Source organism: Blastococcus sp. HT6-30, assembly GCF_039729015.1.
Classification (GTDB): domain Bacteria; phylum Actinomycetota; class Actinomycetes; order Mycobacteriales; family Geodermatophilaceae; genus Blastococcus.
The window spans coordinates 1229470-1245341 of record NZ_CP155792.1 but is presented as its reverse complement, the minus strand read 5'-3'; the positions used below and the strand labels follow the sequence as shown (position 1 = coordinate 1245341).

The window sequence follows — 15872 nt, the reverse complement described above, 5'->3', positions numbered from 1 at the left end:
GTTGGGTGCGGCACCGGGACGCTGGTATCTTTGCAGGCCGGTCCTGTGGCGCATGCCCGGACGCACTGTCAGAAGTACTCCCTCCTGTCGAGACACCGAGGCTCACGCGTGGCGAACATCAAGTCCCAGTTGAAGCGGATCAAGACCAACGAGAAGGCGCGCCAGCGCAACGTCGCGGTCAAGTCCGCCCTGAAGACCGCCGTCCGGCGCGTCCGCAGCGCCGCCGAGGCCGGGGACGCCGCTGCCGCGAGCGCCGCCTACCAGGCCGCTGCCAAGCAGCTGGACAAGGCCGCCAGCAAGGGCGTCATCCACAAGAACCAGGCCGCCAACCGCAAGTCGGGTCTGGCCAAGCAGGTCGCCGGCCTCTGAGCCGGTGACGCCGCGCTCCGGCGCGGTCGACGAACGAGCCCCTGTCCCCACCGGGACGGGGGCTCGTCGCATGTCCTGACGCCGTCCGCTGGAGGAGCCCTCGTGACCGCGCGCCGCTTCCTGGTCCTGCACGGCTGGCAGAACCGCCGGCCCCGGCGCCACTGGCAGTGGCAACTGGTCGAGTCGCTGCGCGCCGCGGGCGAACACGTGCTGTACCCGCAGTTCCCGGAGCCCGACCGGCCGGTGCTCTCCACCTGGACGGAGCTGCTGCGCGCCGAGTTGGCCCAGCTGGGCTCCGGGGAGCGCGTCGTCGTGGCCCACTCCCTCGCCGTGCCGCTGTGGCAGCACGCGTCGTCCCTGCTGACGCCGGAGGAGCACGTCGACCGGGTGCTGCTCGTCGCCCCGCCCGCGCCGGAGGTGCTGGCGGGCCATCCGGAGGTGGCGGAGTTCGCCGCTCTGTCCCCCGACGCCGCCGTCCTGGCCCGCGCGGCCAGGACCGTGCGGCAGGCCGCCGCCGATGACGACCCCTACTGGCCCGACGGCGGCGCCGTTCCGGTCTACCGCGCGCTGGGCGTCGACGCCGATCTGCTGCCCGGCGCGGGCCACCTCGACCCCGAGGCCGGATACGGCCGATGGCCGGCCGTGGAAGCCTGGTGCCGGGACCCGCAGACCCGGCTGACGCCTCGCTGAACCACCGGGTCAGCGGCCGGGGCGCACCCGGCCGCGGCCCGTCTCGGTGCGAATCGTGACGATCCGCCGGATGGCCCGCTCCAGCGCGTAGTCCGCGCTCGCCGCGACCCCCTTGACGTCGGCGTTGAGGTCGGCGGCCACGCCGAGCGCCAGCTGCAGGCCCTCGATGCTCCAGCCCCGCGCCTGGGCCTGCGCCTTCTTCACCTTCCACGGCGGCATCTTCAGCGTGCGCGCGAGGTCACCCGGGTTGGTGGAGCTCAGCGAGGCCACCCGGGCGGCGGTGCGGACGCCGTCGGCGATCGCGTCGGCGATCAGCACGTGGGCGACCCCGCGCTCCAGCGCCCAGCGCAGCATCTCGATCGAGCCGGCCCGGTCGCCGGTGAGCACCCGCTCCGCGACGGTGAAGCCGGTGACCTCCGCCTGCCCGCGGTGGAAGCGGGCGACGTCGTCGGCGTCGATGCTGCCTCCGAAGTCGGAGACGAGCTGGCTGGCGGCGGCCGACAGGGACCGCAGGTCGGCGCCGATGGCGTCGACCAGCGCGGTGACCGCCTCGGGGGCGATGCGGCCGCCGAGCCGGCGCACCTCGTTGCGCACGAAGGCGATGCGGTCACCGACGGAGCTGACCTTCGGGCACTCGTCGACGGCCGCGCCCGCGGCCTTGAACGACTTGACCAGCGCCTCGTTGCGCTTCCCCCCGGAGTGGACGATCACCAGCGTGAGGTCGGGGTCCGGGTCCTTGGCGTAGGCGGTGAGCGCGTCCGCCAGCGCGCCGGCCGACTCCTGCACCCCGGTGACCACCACCAGCCGGTGCTCACCGAACAGCGACGGCGCCAGCACGTCGGCCAGCTGCCCCAGGGGCAGCCCCAGGGCGGCGAGCTCGTGGACCTCCGCGTCGGGGTGGCGGCCGAGGACGGCGGTGCGCACCGCGCCGACGGCCCGGGACCGGAGCAGCTCCTCCTCGCCGATCACCACGCGCAGGCGAGACGTGGGCTCGACGGCAGCGGCAGGCACTGCTGCATGGTGCCACGCGCCGCCGACCGTTCCGGGTGACCGTCCGGGGCCCCGCGGGCACCGCCACGGCGGGTGCGTCGGCCGCGCCGGCGGAGACGCCGGCCTGCTTCCCCCGCGCCGCGACGCCCCAGTCCCCCGCCCGGCCCACGACCGCCAGGTCGCCGGCCCGGTCGGTGCGGTACGCCCGCATGCCGGCCTCGGCCAGCCAGCCGAGCAGCCGGGGCGCCGGATGCCCGTACGTGTTGTCCGCGGCCACCGAGATCAGGGCCGTCCGCGCTCCCGTGGCGGCCAGGAAGGCGGCGTCGGCGTCCCCGCTGCCGTGGTGCGGCACCTTGAGCACGTCGGCGCGCAGGTCGACGCCCGCGCGCAGCAGCGCGGCCTCCTCGTCGGCGCCGATGTCGCCGGTGAGCAGCAGCCTCAGGCCCCGCACCGTGGCGCGGACGACCAGCGACAGCCCGTTGGGGTCGGCCGCGGCGGTCGCGCGCCGGGGGTCCGGAGCGAGCACCTCCAGGTCGACGCCGGCCACGGAGCGCCGGTCCCCCGGCACCAGCACCGTCCGCTCCCCGCCGGCACGGCGGAGCAGCGCGTCGACCACCGGTGCGCGGTCGTCGGCCGGCGACAGGGTGCCGGTGGCCACCACCCCCACGGTGCGACCCCCCAGGGCGCCGGCCAGGCCGCCGACGTGGTCGGCGTCCAGGTGCGAGAGCAGCACGAGAGGAAGGTGGTCGATGCCCAGCCGGTCGAGGCACCGGTCGATGAGGGCGACGTCCGGGCCGGCGTCGAGGAGGACCCCCCGCCCGTTCCCCACGGGCAGCACCAGCCCGTCGCCCTGCCCCACGTCGCAGGCGACGAGCACCGCTCCGGCCGGCGGCCAGCCGTCCAGCTGCTGGCGCACCGGCCAGCCCACGACCACCAGCCCGACCAGCGCGGCCAGCCCCAGCGGGCGCAGCCGGGGAAACCGCCACAGCGCCCAGACAGCGCCCAGCAGGAGGCCGGTGAGCAGCGCGGCCCCGAGCGTCCCGGCCGGCCACCCGGCGACCGCGTCGGGTGCCCCCGCCGCGCGCTCGGCGACTCCGACGATCCAGCGCACCGGCCACCCGGCGAGGCCGACGAGGAGGTCACCGAGCCAGGGCGCGGCCAGGACCGCGGGCGCCGCCAGCAGCCCGAGGACGGTGGCCGGCGCCACGGCGGGGGCGGCCAGCAGGTTGGCCGGCACGGACACCAGGCTCACCGTCCCGGTCAGGCCGGCGAGGAGCGGAGCCGTGGCGAGGCCGGCGGCCACGCTCACAGCGACGGCATCGGCCACCAGTGCCGGCCAGCCGTGCCCGCGCAGGCGTCGTGCCCATCCCGGTGCCAGCAGCACGATCGCCGCGGTCGCGACCACCGACAGCGCGAATCCGGGATCGCGCGCCAGCCGGGGCTCGACCAGGATGAGCACCGTCACCGCTGCCCCGAGGGCCGGCAGCGCCGCCCGTGGCCGTCCGGAGGCGAGCGCGACGAGCGTGATCGCGCCCATCGCGGCGGCCCGCAGCACGCTGGCGCTCGGCCGGGCCAGCACCACGAAGGCGACCAACGCGAGCAAGGCGATGAGGGCCTGCACCCGCCGGTCGACGGCGCGGCGCCGCAACGGCCGGAGGACGCCGGCGACCACGATCGCCACGTTGGCTCCGGAGACGGCGGTCAGGTGGGCCAGCCCGGCACGCCGGAACTCCTCCTCCAGGAACGGGTCCATGGCGCGGGTGTCGCCGACCACCAGGCCCGGCAGCAACCCACCGGCGCGCTCGCCGAGCAGCCGGGTCGAGGCGGCGACGAGCGAGTCGCGCAGCGCGCCGGCCGCCCGCTGGCCCGCTCCGGCGGACGCGAGGCGATCCGGTGGGCCGCGCGCCGACAGCACCGCGACCAGATCCCGGCCGGCCTCCGGCAGCGCGAGGCCGGCCCGCACCCTGACCTCCTGGCCGGGGAGCAGCCCGGTCCAGCCCTCGGCCGGCGCGAAGACGAGGACGGCGTCGTCCAGCCGGTGGAGCCCGGCGTCGTCGGCGAACGCGATGACGTCGGCGTCGAGGACCACCCGCGGGGCGCCCGGACCGGCCAGTGCCCGTGGGTCGCTGCGCACGGTCAACGTCACCTCGGCCGCTCCTCCGGTCGTGGCCGCGGCCCGCAGCGGCGAGGCGTCACGGACGGCTCCCCGCGCCGCCGCGACGACGGAGGAGGCCGCGACCCCGGCGAGGACGACCAGCACGACGGCGGCTCCGGCGCTCCGGGCACGCGCGAGCACCGCCGCCGAGCCCAGGGCGGTGACCGCCAGGACGAAGAGGACCGGAGGTGCGAGGAACGGGGCGGCCAGGCCCACCGCCCAGATCGCCGCGGCGAGCGGCCACAGCCGCAGGTCCAGCCACCGCCACCGGTCGGGCGGCGGATGCGGTCCGCTCACACGCCCACCAGCTCGGCGAGCTCGGCGGCGATGACCGGGCCGATGCCCGGGACGTCGTCGAGCTCCTCGACGCTGCGGAAGCCGCCGATGGTGCTGCGGTGGTCGACGATCCGCTGCGCGAGGACGGGGCCGATGCCGGGCAGCGCGTCGAGTTCGGCCACCCCGGCGGTGTTCAGGTCGATCCGGCCGCCGGCGGACCCCCCGCCGGGAGCGCCGCCGGCCGGTGCACCGCCCGATACCGCCCCGGGCACCTCCACGGCGATCTGCTGCCCGTCGGACACCGGGGCGGCCAGGTTCACCGAGGCGGGGTCCGCGTCGGGCAGCAGCCCCCCGGCCGCGGCGACCGCGTCGGCGACCCGCGCCCCGGCGGCCAGCGTCACCAGCCCGGGACGCGCCACCCGCCCCACCACGGAGACCACCACCGCCGACGCCGTCTCGGACGTCTCGGCAGTCGGCCCGGGTGCCGTCGGAGAGGACGCCGGCTCGCCGGGCGATGTGCCCGGCACCTCCGTCGCGGCCGCCGCGGGCTCGACCCGGGGCCGCTCCCACCACGTCCAGCCGACCAGGAGCAGCACCCCCGCCAGCGCGGCCACCCAGACCGCACGCGTGCCCGGGCGGCCGGGATCCCACCGCACCGTCGTGCCGGGTGCCCGGTGCCGGCCCACCCCTCCCGGCCGCTCGGGGCCCTCCCCGGCGTCCACCGGCACGGTGACCCGGTCGTCACCCGGCCACGAGCGCGCGGGCTCGTCCTCGTCCTCGTCCCCGGGCAGCCACCCGCCCGAGGACGCGCGAGGCTCGGCCAGGACGGCCCGCAGACGGGCGCGGATGACGTCGGCGGCGTCGTCGCGGCGAAGAGGAAGGCGCACGCCGGCGACGCTAGGAACGCCTTCTTCCTCGCGGCGACGACCGGCCCGAGCTGTGGATCCTGGCCCGACCTGTGGACGCCGGACGGACCGATCCGCCGCCGCTCACCCACGCTGTGCGGATGCGTGACCCCCGCTGTGGTTCAGCCCGTCCGGTCGTCGTCCCCCTCCGGAACGGCCGCCGGCTCCTCGGGCGCGTCGGGGCCGGCGGAGATCACGACACCGAGCGCCCCCGGGCCGACGTGCGCCCCGATCGCCGCGCCCAGCTCGCTCACGTACAGCTCCCGCAGGCGTGGCACCCGCTCGCGCAGCTCGGTCACCAGCCGGTCCGCCCGGTCCGCGGCGGCGAGGTGGTGCACGGCGAGGGAGACCTCGCGCTCCCCGGCGTGGTCGACGACGTGCTGCACCAGCCGGCCCAGCGCACGGGCCGAGGTGCGCACCTTCTCCAGCGGCACCACGCGCCCGTCCACGACGTGCAGCACCGGCTTGACCGCGAGCGCCGAGCCCAGCACGGCGGCCGCGGAGCCGATCCGCCCGCCCCGCCGCAGGTGCTCCAGGGTGTCCACGACGAACAGCGTGCGGGTGCGCGCCGCGGCCTCCCGGGCGATCCGGTCCACCTCGTCGCGGTCCGCTCCCCCGGCGGCCGCCCGGGCCGCCTCGAGGACGGCGAAACCCGTGCCCATCGCCGCGGAGCGGGAGTCGACGACCGAGACGATGTGCTCGCCCACCTGCGACGCGGCGACCCGGGCGGCGTCCCAGGTGCCGGAGAGCTCCGCGGACAGGTGCACCGACACCAGCCGGTCGGCGCCGGCCTCGAGAGCCCCCCGGTAGGCGGCGACGAAGTCGCCCGGTGTGGGGCGGGAGGTGGAGACCCGCTGCCCCCGCGACGACAACGCCTTGGCCACGTCCTCGGAGCTGATGTCCTCGCCCTCGCGCCCGGACCGGCCGGCCAGCACCACGTACAACGGCACCACGTGGACGCCGTACTCGGCGGCGAGCTCGCGGGGCAGGTAGGCCGTCGAATCGGTGAGGACGGCGACGCGCACCCGGCGAGGCTAGCGGCCTGTGCGGAACGCGGCCGGACCGGAGCCCCTCGCGGGCCGGCCTCAGCCGACGGCGTCGGCGTCCTGCGCCGGCCCGGCGCCGGCGTCGGTCGGGGCACCCGCCGGGCGATCGGTCCGCAGCCGCTCCGCCGGCGGAACGGCGAGCCCCTCGGGCAGCGGACCGGCCGAGGAGTTGTGCCGCACCAGCCGCCACCGGCCGCTCTGGTGGGCCAGCTCGCTCCAGGCGCAGTTGCCCAGCGGGCCGAACACGCGCCGGTGCTGGGGGCCCAACTCCAGCAGCCGCTCGATCAACCGACCGCTCGTCCCGCCGTGGGTCACCACGACCGCCACCTCGACCGGGGGCACGTCGAGCAGCGCGGCGAGCACCCGCTCGGCGACCGCCGCGGTCTCCTCGCCGCCGCGTCCGCGCACCGGCCCACCGGCCAGCCAGTCGGCGTACTGCTCGGGGAAGCGGTCGGCCACCTCGTCGCGGGTGAGGCCCTCCCAGCTGCCCATGCCGTGCTCGCGCAGCCGGGGGTCCAGCTGCAGCGGCACCCCCAGCAGGGAGGTCAGCTCCCGCGCGGTGTCGGCGGCGCGCACGAGGTCGCTGGACACCACCGCGGTGGACCGCCCCGCCAGGCCGGCCGACGCCACGAGGTGCGGTGCGGCGTGGTGGGCCTGGGCGCGCCCGACGTCGTCCAGCGGCGGGTCCAGTTGCCCCTGGAAGCGTCCCGCCGCGTTCCACGCGGTCCGCCCGTGCCGCCAGACGACCAGTCGGGTCACCGGCAGCTCGGGCAGGGCCGGTGGGGTCACTGACCGGCCGTCTCCGCGACGGACGGCGCGCCCGCCCCGGGAGAACCCCCGGGGACGGGCACGGCCGCGTCGGTGAAGGGGATGGTCGGGCAGTCCTTCCAGAGCCGCTCGAGGGCGTAGTAGGCCCGTTCCTCGGCGTGCTGGACGTGCACCACGACGTCGACGAAGTCGAGCAGGACCCAGCGGGCCTCTGCGACGCCCTCGCGGCGCACCGGCTTCACGCCGTGCTCGCGGAGGCGCTCCTCGACCTCGTCGACGATGGCCTGGACCTGGCGCTCGTTGGGAGCGGACGCGAGGACGAACGCGTCGGTGATGGCGAGCCGCTCGCTGACGTCGACGATGGACACGTCGACGGCCAGCTTGTCCGCAGCCGCCTGGGCGGCCAGCAGAGCGGTCTCCCGGGCCTCGGGCGAGGCGGTCATCGGGGCACCTCCTGGAGGTGGGAAGTCGTGGAGTCGGTAGGAGCGCCGTCGAGGGGTGAGGTGTTCCCCGTCCCGGCGGGAGGTGGGCGGTCGTAGGTCGGGCGGTCGCCGGTGGGCCGGCCGTCGCCGCCCTCCCCCGTGGCGGGACGTCGCGCGTCCCGGTAGAGACCGCGCTTCTCGATGTACTGCACGACGCCGTCGGGCACGAGGTACCAGACCGGCATCCCCCGGCCCACCCGCGCCCGGCAGTCGCTCGAGCTGATGGCCAGCGCCGGGATCTCGACCAGGCTCACCCCGCCCTCGGGCAGGTGCGAGTCGGCCAGCGTGTACCCCGGGCGGGTCACGCCGATGAAGTGCGCCAGCTCGAAGCACCGCGCGCCGTCGCGCCAGGTCATGATCTGGGCCAGTGCGTCGGCGCCGGTGATGAAGAACAGCTCCGCCCCGGGCCGCTGGGCCTGCAGGTCGGTGAGGGTGTCGAAGGTGTAGGTGGGGCCACCCCGGTCGATGTCCACCCGGCTCACGGAGAACCGCGGGTTCGACGCCGTCGCGATGACCGTCATCAGGTACCGGTCCTCCGCCGGGCTGACCGCCTGGTCGCTCTTCTGCCACGGCTCGCCGGTCGGCACGAACACGACCTCGTCGAGCCCGAACAGCCCCGCGACCTCGCTGGCGGCGACCAGGTGACCGTGGTGGATCGGGTCGAAGGTCCCACCCATCACGCCGACTCGTCGTCCCGCCACCGGCCGAGCGTATCCGCAGGGCAGCCGGACCGGCCCCGGGGAGGACCGGCCCCGGCCCGCGGACCACCCGTCCGGGCCGCCGGGCCGGGCGGTGCGACCACTGCCACCGGCTCCCCCGTGCAGCCGGTCGCGGGCCGACCGCGCCGCCCGCGGCCGGACGGTGCCGACGGGCCGGCACCGCGGTGACCGACGCCCCGGGCCGGCTCCGGTCACGTCCGGCCCGCGGATCGCGGGTGCCCGCAGTCCCGATCAGAGCGTCGTGACGAAGTCTGCCAACTGGGCGGCGTTGCGGCACTCGACCATGTCGATGACCTCCCCGTAAAGGTCCGCCGCGGAGTCGCCGCTCCCCCACAGCCGCTGCGGCTCCGGGTTGAGCCAGTGCGCGGACCGGGCCGTGGAGACCAGTCCGGCGAGCACGGGGATGCCCGGCGGCCGGTAGTTGGTCCGCCCGTCGCCGAGCACGAGCAGGGACGTCTTCGGGCCCACCGCCGAAGCCCAGCGGTCGGCGAACACCTCGAACGCGGTGCCGTAGTCGCTGTGCCCGTCGAAGCCGACCACCTGGGCCTCCCGGCCGATGCGCCCGATGGCGTCGGCGACGTCCACCCCGGGCCGGAAGAACCGGGTGACCTCGTCGGTGGAGTCCACGAACGCGAAGGCCCGCACGCCCGTGAAGTGCTCCCGCAGCGCCTGGGTGAGCATGAGGGTGAAGTGGCTGAACCCGGCCACCGAGCCGCTCACGTCGCAGAGCACGACGAGCTCGGGCTTGTGCACCTTGCGCGGCCGGTGGTGGGTGACCACCGGGACGCCCCCGGTGCCGAGCGAGGCCCGCACGGTCTTGCGGAAGTCCAGCCGGCCCTGGCGGCCCAGCCGCCGGCGGGCGGAGAGGCGGACGGCGAGCCGGCGGGCCAGCGGTGCGACCGCCCGGCGCAGCTCGGCGAGGTCGGCGGCCTGGGCGCGGAGGAAGTCGACCTGGTCGGCCAGCGGGCGCACCGCGTTCTTGGCGACCCGGTCGCGGCCCTTCTCCACCGCCGTCCGCCGTCGCACGTCGGCCTCGACCGCGGCGCGGAAGGCCGCCAGCCGGTCGCGGACGGTCTGCCGGGCCACCTGCTCGGCCAGCCCGCCGCGGCCGGCGTCGCCGAGCAGCCCGGCGAGCAGCTGCGCCACGAGCGTGTCCGGCGAGAGCGCCCGCATGACCCGATAGCTGAAGTACGACTGCCCCGACGGGGTCGGCTGCCCCTGCCCCAGCTGGTCGACGGCGTCGCGGGCGAACCGGCGCAGCGCCTCGGGATCGCCGTCCTGCAGGAGCTCGAGCAGCTCGGCCCGCAGCTGCGCGGCGAGGGCGGCGTTGTCGGGGACGTCGAGCGTGGACTGCCCGGGCTCCCCCGGGCCGTCGCCGTCCCCGGGGGCGGGCACCGGACGATCGCCGAGCGGCCACCACAGGTCGAACAGGACGTCGTAGGCATCGCGCTGGGCGGCCCGCTGGAGCAGCACGGCCGCCAGGCCGTGGCGCAGCTGCTCGCGGTCGAGCAGATCGACGACGGTGAGGATCTCCGCGGCGTCGACCGCCTGGCTGATGCCCACCGGGATGCCGGCCTCGCGGACCGCCCGGACGAAGCCGTCCAGGTGCCCGGCGAGCCCGCCGGACCGCGTCCGGGTCCCCTGCGGAGCAGCGTCCATCAGTTCAGCCGCAGCTCGGCCGCGGCCCGGGTCTGGTCGCTGGCGTGCTTGAGCACCACCCCGAGCGTCGAGGCCATCGCCGGCTCGTCGAGGGTGTCCAGGCCCAGCTCGAGCAGCGTCTGGGCCCAGTCGAGGGTCTCGGAGATCGACGGCGACTTCTTCAACTCCAGCCCGCGCAGCGCCCGTACCGTGCGCACCAGCTGGTCGGCCAGCCCGGGGGCGAGATCGGGCACGCGCGAGAGCACGATCTCCCGCTCCCGTTCGGCGGTCGGGTAGTCCAGCGCCAGGTACAGGCAGCGCCGCTTCAGCGCTTCGGACAGCTCACGGGTGGCGTTGGAGGTGAGGACGACGATCGGCCGGCGGGTCGCGGTGATCGTGCCGAGCTCGGGAATGGTCACCTGGAAGTCGCTCAGCACCTCCAGGAGCAGCCCCTCGACCTCGACGTCGGCCTTGTCGGTCTCGTCGACGAGCAGCACGGTGGGCTCGGTCCGGCGGATGGCGGTCAGCAGCGGCCGGGAGAGGAGGAACTCCTCGCCGAAGATGTCGTCGTGGACGGTGTTCCAGTCCGCCCCGTCACCGGCCTGCGAGGCCTGGATGCGCAGCAGCTGCTTCTTGTAGTTCCACTCGTAGAGCGCGCGGGCCTCGTCCAGGCCCTCGTAGCACTGCAGCCGGATGAGCTCCGACCCGGTGGCCGCCGCCAGCGCCTTGGCCAGCTCGGTCTTGCCGGTGCCCGCGGGGCCCTCGACCAGCAGCGGCTTGCCCAGCCGGTCGGCGAGGAAGACCGTCGTCGCGATCTGCGTGTCGGGCAGGTAGCCCGCGGTCGACAGCCGCTTGCTGACGTCCGCGACCGACGAAAAATTAGGCGTCTGCGACGGCGGGCGGGACATGCGGCTCCTCGGAGGGGAACGGGTCAGCGCGTGTGGCCGGACCCCGTGACGACGTAGGTGGTGGAGGTCAGCTCCGGCAGGCCGAGCGGGCCCCGGGCGTGCAGCTTCTGGGTGGAGATGCCGATCTCGGCGCCGAAGCCGAACTCGCCGCCGTCGGTGAACCGGGTGGAGGCGTTGACCAGCACCGCGGCGGCGTCCACCCCGGCGGTGAAGTCGGCGATGGCGCGGGCCGAGTCGGCCACGATCGCCTCGGTGTGGCCGGTGCTCCACCGCGCGATGTGCTCGAGGGCCTGCGGCAGGTCGTCGACGATCCGGACGGCCATGTCCATCGACAGGTACTCGGTCGCCCAGTCCTCGTCCGTGGCCGGCACGACGGCCTCGACACCGGACCGCGCGGCGGCGCTGACCGTCTCCTGGTCCCCGTGCAGGGTGACGCCGGCGCGGGCCAGCGCCGCCAGCAGCCGCGGCAGGAACGGGACGTCGCGGTGGACCAGCAGCGTCTCGGCGGAGTTGCAGACGCTCACCCGGTGGGTCTTGGAGTTGAGCACGACCGCCTCGGCTACGGCTGCGTCCGCGGAGGCGTCGACGTAGACGTGACAGTTGCCCTCGCCGGTCTCGATGACCGGGACGCGGGACTCGCGCACGACCCGCTGGATGAGCGAGGCGCCGCCGCGCGGGATCACCACGTCGACGTGCCCGCGGGCGCTCAGCAGCTCCCCCACCGACGCGCGGTCGGCCGGGAGCAGCTCGACGAACCCGGCGGGCAGCCCGGCCTTCTCCCCGGCCTCGGTGAGGACGGCGATCAGCGCGGTGTTGGTCCGGTAGGCCGACGCGGAGCCGCGCAGCAGCGCCGCGTTGCCGCTCTTGAGGCAGAGCCCCGCCGCGTCGACGGTGACGTTGGGCCGGGCCTCGTAGACGATGCCGACGACGCCGAGGGGCACGCGTACCTGCTTCAGCTCCAGGCCGTTGGGCAACCGCGAGCCGCGGACGACGTCACCCACCGGGTCGGGCAGCGCGACCAGCTGGCGGAGCGCATCGGCCACGCCGGCCACCCGGGCGGCGTCCAGGCGCAGCCGGTCGAGGATCGCCTCCGGGGTGCCATCGGCCCGCGCGGCGGCGACGTCGCCGACGTTCGCGGCCAGGATCTCCTCGGTCCGTTCCACCAGCGCGTCGGCCAGCGCGGCCAGCGCGGCGTCCTTGGTGTCGGTCGGCAGGGTGCGCAGCACCCGCGAGGCGGCCTTCGCGCGCAGCGCGGCGGCACCGATCAGCGGCAGGCCGGAGACGTCGGACACGTCCGCGAGGGTACGCGGAGCCCCCGGTGGAGGATGGAGCCCGGCCGCGGGTTCAGCGGTCGCGCAGCGCCCGCAGGGCCGACTTCCGGGCGTCGCCGGTGAGCCGGTCGAGGAACACCTTGCCGTCGAGGTGGTCGACCTCGTGCTGCAGGCAGCGGGCCATCAGCCCCTCCCCCTCCAGCCGGAGGGGCTGGCCGTGGACGTCGAAGCCCTCGGCGACGCAGCGCATCGCGCGGACGGTGGGCGCCCAGATGCCCGGCACGGACAGGCAGCCCTCGTCGCCGTCCTGGAGCTCATCGGACCGCTCCACGATCACCGGGTTCACCATGTGCCCGATGACGCCGTCGATGTTGTAGGAGAAGGCACGGACGCCGACGCCGATCTGCGGTGCGGCGACCCCTGCCCGGCCGGGGTGGTCGACGGTGTCCTCGAGGTCGCGGATCAGCGCGGCCAGCCAGCCGTCGAAGGCCCGGACCGGGTCGGAGGGGGTGCGCAGCACGGGATCACCGAGCTCGCGGATGGGGCGGATCGTCACCCGGCCAGTCTCTCAGCCGGGTGACAGAGCTCAGCGCAGGCGTCCGACCAGCACCATCTCGTCGCGGTGCACCACCTCGCGGCGGTGCTCGGGCGGGAGGTCGCCGGTCTTGCGCCCGAGGAGGGCCGGCATCTCGCGGGCGTCGTAGGCCACCAGCCCACGGGCGACGACGACGCCGTCCGGGCCGACCAGCTCGACGGGGTCGTCGGCGAGGAACTCCCCCGCGGTCCCGGTGATGCCGGCGGCCAGCAGCGAGGCGTGCCGCTCCCGGACCGCCGTGACCGCGCCGTCGTCGAGGATCAGCCGGCCGCGCGGGCGGCTGGCGTAGCGCAGCCAGAACTGGCGGGCGCTGGGCCGCTTGCCCATCGGCGCGAAGAGCGTGCCCACGCGGCCGCCGGCCAGCGCCTCGGCGGCCTGCGGCGTGGAGGTGACGACGACGGGCACCCCGGCGTGCGCGGCGATGAACGCGGCCTCGACCTTGGTGGCCATGCCCCCGGTGCCGACGCCGTTGCGGCTGGCCGAGCCGAGGGTGACCGCCGCGAGGTCGGCGGGGTCGCGCACGGTGTCCACCAGCTGGGCCGGCCCGGTGCGCGGGTCGCCGTCGTAGACGCCGTCGACGTCGGAGAGCAGCACCAGGCCCGACGCCTGCGCGACGTGGGCGACCAGCGCCGCCAGCCGGTCGTTGTCGCCGAACCGGATCTCCTCGGTGGCGACCGTGTCGTTCTCGTTCACGATCGGCAGCACGCCCAGCGTCAGCAGCCGCTCGACCGTCCGGTGGGCGTTGCGGTAGTGGCTGCGGCGCGTGAGGTCGTCGGCGGTGAGCAGCACCTGGCCGACGGTGATGCCGTGCCGGGCGAAGGCGTCGGCGTAGGTCTGCACCAGGCGGAGCTGGCCGACGCTGGCCGCCGCCTGGGCGGTCGCCAGGTCGCGTGGGCGCCCGTCGAGCCCGAGCGGCGCCAGGCCGGCGGCGATCGCCCCCGAGGAGACGAGCACGACCTCCCGCCCCGACGCGCGGACGGCGGCGAGCACGTCGACCAGCGCGGTGAGCCGGTCGGCGTCCAGGCCGCCGGGGAGGGTGGTCAGCGACGAGGAGCCGACCTTGACCACGACCCGCCCGGCCCCGGCGATCTCGGGACGGGCAGCCGCCCCGGCCGTCACCGCGGGCCGTCCGTGCGCTCGCCGGCGAGGGCCTCGTCCTCCGGGTCCTGGTCGTCCCCGGGAACGTCGTCGTCCGGCTCGTCGTCGCCCGGGACCGACAGGTCCTCGAGGTCCTCGTCGGTCCAGCCGCCGTCGGTGACCTCGAACGGCACCCGGCGGGCCCGCTTGGCGGCCAGCCGCTCGGAGGCGCCCACCCGCTCGTTGCTCTCCAGCCGGTTGTCGGTGCCGCGTCCGCCGAGCCCGGCGGACTCCTCGGCGGTGAGCGTGCCGGCGGGCAGCGTCGGAGCCCAGTCGAAGGTGACGTCGCCGATCGTGACGGCGTCGCCCTCGCGGGCCCCGGCCTTCGCCAGCTCCTCCTCCACGCCGAGGCGGTTGAGCCGGTCGGCGAGGAAGCCCACGGCCTCGTCGTTGGAGAAGTCCGTCTGGCGCACCCAGCGCTCGGGCTTGACGCCCCGGACGACGTAGCCGTCGCCGTCCGGATCCGGCGCGACGGTGAAGCCGGTGTCGTCGACCGCGCGCGGGGTCAGCGTCACCCGGACCGGCTCCGGCGCCGGCAGTGACGCGCGGTGCTCCTCGACGGCGGCGGCCAGCGCGTACCCGAAGGCGGCCAGCCCCTCCCCCGTCGCGGCGCTCACCGCGAACACCCGCAGCCCGCGCTCCTCCAGCGAGGCGCGCACCAGGTCGACCAGCTCCCGGCCGTCGGGCACGTCGATCTTGTTGAGCACGGCGATCCGCAGGCGCCCGACCAGGTCGAGCTCGTCGCCGCCGTACTCGGCGAGCTCGTGCTCGAGGGCCTCGATGTCGCTCTCGGGGTCGCGGCCGGGCTCCATCGTCGCCATGTCGACGACGTGCACCAGCACGGCGCACCGTTCGACGTGGCGGAGGAACTGCAGACCGAGGCCCTTGCCGGTGGACGCGCCGGGGATCAGCCCGGGGACGTCGGCCATCGTGTAGACCGTGTCGCCCGAGCGGATCACGCCGAGGTTGGGGACCAGCGTGGTGAACGGGTAGTCGGCGATCTTCGGCCGGGCCGCTGACATCGCGGCGATGAGCGAGGACTTGCCGGCCGACGGGAAACCGACCAGGCCGACGTCGGCGACGCTCTTGAGCTCGATGACGGCGTCGAACGCCTCGCCCGGCTCGCCGAGGAGGGCGAACCCGGGGGCCTTCCGGCGGGCGTTGGCCAGGGCGGCGTTGCCGAGCCCGCCCTTGCCACCGTGGGCGAGCACCACGCGGGTGCCTGCGCCGACGAGGTCGGCGATCACCCGGCCGTCAGGGGTGCTGACCACGGTGCCGGGGGGCACGCGGAGGATCTTGTCCTCGCCCCTGGCCCCGTGTCGGTTGCTGCCGGCGCCCGGGCGTCCGTTGGCCGCCTTCTGGTGCGGGCGGTGGTGGAAGTCGAGCAGCGTGTGCACGCTGGGGTCGACCTCGAGGACGACGTCGCCGCCGTCCCCGCCGTTGCCCCCGTCGGGGCCACCCAGCGGCTTGAACTTCTCGCGGTGCACCGAGGACACGCCGTGCCCGCCGTTACCGGCGGCGACGTGGATGGTGACGCGATCGACGAATGCGGCCATGTTCTCCGAGCGGACGGATCCGCGTCGACTCCTACCTGCTGAAGCGCCACGAGCGCACGGGCCGATGGCCCGTGCGCTCGTGAGCGGAACTGCTACGAGTGGTTACGCCTCGACGGCGGTGATGGAGATCGTCTTGCGTCCCCGCCGCGTACCGAAGGTGACCGAGCCCGGTGCGAGCGCGAACAGCGTGTCGTCGCCGCCGCGGCCGACGCCGAGGCCCGGGTGGAAGTGGGTCCCGCGCTGGCGGACGATGATCTCGCCGGCCTTCACGACCTGGCCACCGAAGCGCTTGACGCCGAGGCGCTGCGCGTTCGAGTCGCGGCCGTTGCGGGAGGACGAAGCGCCCTTCTTGTGTGCCATGTCGGCG

At 75.8% G+C, this 15872-nt stretch carries 16 protein-coding genes; 2 read left to right on the top strand and 14 right to left on the bottom strand.

Annotated features, from left to right (window positions below; genetic code table 11):
* The first annotated feature begins 108 nt into the window (after positions 1-108).
* Positions 109-369, top strand: a complete 261-nt coding sequence (rpsT, locus tag ABC795_RS05965; RefSeq protein WP_347060007.1) for a 30S ribosomal protein S20 — start codon at positions 109-111, stop codon at positions 367-369.
* Between the two features lie 102 nt (positions 370-471).
* A complete protein-coding gene (locus ABC795_RS05960) occupies positions 472-1059 on the top strand; it encodes an alpha/beta hydrolase (RefSeq protein WP_347060006.1) in 588 nt (195 codons plus the stop codon).
* Between the two features lie 9 nt (positions 1060-1068).
* On the opposite strand, the gene holA is transcribed toward ABC795_RS05960, so the two are convergent.
* From holA to rpmA, 14 genes are all read right to left on the bottom strand, one after another.
* Positions 1069-1983, bottom strand: a complete 915-nt coding sequence (gene holA, locus ABC795_RS05955) for a DNA polymerase III subunit delta (protein WP_347060005.1) — start codon at positions 1981-1983, stop codon at positions 1069-1071.
* A complete protein-coding gene (locus tag ABC795_RS05950; protein ID WP_347060004.1) occupies positions 1871-4501 on the bottom strand; it encodes a ComEC/Rec2 family competence protein in 2631 nt (876 codons plus the stop codon). The genes holA and ABC795_RS05950 overlap by 113 nt, the downstream gene beginning before the upstream one ends.
* Complete coding sequence (locus tag ABC795_RS05945; RefSeq protein ID WP_347060003.1) at positions 4498-5367, bottom strand: helix-hairpin-helix domain-containing protein; 870 nt, start codon at positions 5365-5367, stop codon at positions 4498-4500. The genes ABC795_RS05950 and ABC795_RS05945 overlap by 4 nt, the downstream gene beginning before the upstream one ends.
* A 140-nt stretch (positions 5368-5507) precedes the next feature.
* Positions 5508-6410: a DegV family protein gene (locus ABC795_RS05940; protein WP_347060002.1), complete on the bottom strand. Its 903-nt coding sequence runs from the start codon at positions 6408-6410 to the stop codon at positions 5508-5510.
* Positions 6411-6470: 60 nt separating this feature from the next.
* Positions 6471-7220 (bottom strand): histidine phosphatase family protein, encoded by a 750-nt coding sequence (locus tag ABC795_RS05935; protein ID WP_347060001.1) that lies wholly within the window; start codon positions 7218-7220, stop codon positions 6471-6473.
* Positions 7217-7642 carry a ribosome silencing factor gene (gene rsfS / locus ABC795_RS05930; protein ID WP_347060000.1) on the bottom strand — a complete coding sequence of 142 codons (426 nt, stop codon included), beginning with the start codon at positions 7640-7642 and terminating at the stop codon, positions 7217-7219. Before rsfS ends, ABC795_RS05935 begins: the two co-directional genes overlap by 4 nt.
* On the bottom strand, positions 7639-8382 hold the full coding sequence (gene nadD, locus ABC795_RS05925; protein WP_347059999.1) for a nicotinate-nucleotide adenylyltransferase: 744 nt from the start codon (positions 8380-8382) through the stop codon (positions 7639-7641). Before nadD ends, rsfS begins: the two co-directional genes overlap by 4 nt.
* A gap of 249 nt (positions 8383-8631) precedes the next feature.
* Entirely contained in the window at positions 8632-10059 is a 1428-nt protein-coding gene (locus ABC795_RS05920; protein ID WP_347059998.1) for a VWA domain-containing protein, read from the bottom strand.
* Positions 10059-10946: a MoxR family ATPase gene (locus ABC795_RS05915; protein ID WP_347059997.1), complete on the bottom strand. Its 888-nt coding sequence runs from the start codon at positions 10944-10946 to the stop codon at positions 10059-10061. Before ABC795_RS05915 ends, ABC795_RS05920 begins: the two co-directional genes overlap by 1 nt.
* A 23-nt stretch (positions 10947-10969) precedes the next feature.
* Positions 10970-12238, bottom strand: a complete 1269-nt coding sequence (locus ABC795_RS05910) for a glutamate-5-semialdehyde dehydrogenase (protein WP_347059996.1) — start codon at positions 12236-12238, stop codon at positions 10970-10972.
* 52 nt (positions 12239-12290) lie between these two features.
* Positions 12291-12773, bottom strand: a complete 483-nt coding sequence (locus tag ABC795_RS05905; protein ID WP_347059995.1) for a peptide deformylase — start codon at positions 12771-12773, stop codon at positions 12291-12293.
* A 30-nt stretch (positions 12774-12803) separates the two neighbouring features.
* Positions 12804-13931 (bottom strand): glutamate 5-kinase, encoded by a 1128-nt coding sequence (gene proB, locus ABC795_RS05900; protein WP_347059994.1) that lies wholly within the window; start codon positions 13929-13931, stop codon positions 12804-12806.
* On the bottom strand, positions 13928-15505 hold the full coding sequence (gene obgE, locus ABC795_RS05895) for a GTPase ObgE (protein ID WP_347059993.1): 1578 nt from the start codon (positions 15503-15505) through the stop codon (positions 13928-13930). The genes proB and obgE overlap by 4 nt, the downstream gene beginning before the upstream one ends.
* A 102-nt stretch (positions 15506-15607) precedes the next feature.
* Complete coding sequence (gene rpmA, locus ABC795_RS05890) at positions 15608-15865, bottom strand: 50S ribosomal protein L27 (RefSeq protein WP_347059992.1); 258 nt, start codon at positions 15863-15865, stop codon at positions 15608-15610.
* Between the last annotated feature and the right edge of the window lie 7 nt (positions 15866-15872).

Coding starts and splice junctions, on each gene's coding strand:
- rsfS (WP_347060000.1), bottom strand. CDS start 7,642: ATGACCGCCTCGCCCGAGGCCCGGGAGACCGCTCTGCTGGCCGCCCAG.
- ABC795_RS05920 (WP_347059998.1), bottom strand. CDS start 10,059: ATGGACGCTGCTCCGCAGGGGACCCGGACGCGGTCCGGCGGGCTCGCC.
- ABC795_RS05915 (WP_347059997.1), bottom strand. CDS start 10,946: ATGTCCCGCCCGCCGTCGCAGACGCCTAATTTTTCGTCGGTCGCGGAC.
- obgE (WP_347059993.1), bottom strand. CDS start 15,505: ATGGCCGCATTCGTCGATCGCGTCACCATCCACGTCGCCGCCGGTAAC.
- rpmA (WP_347059992.1), bottom strand. CDS start 15,865: ATGGCACACAAGAAGGGCGCTTCGTCCTCCCGCAACGGCCGCGACTCG.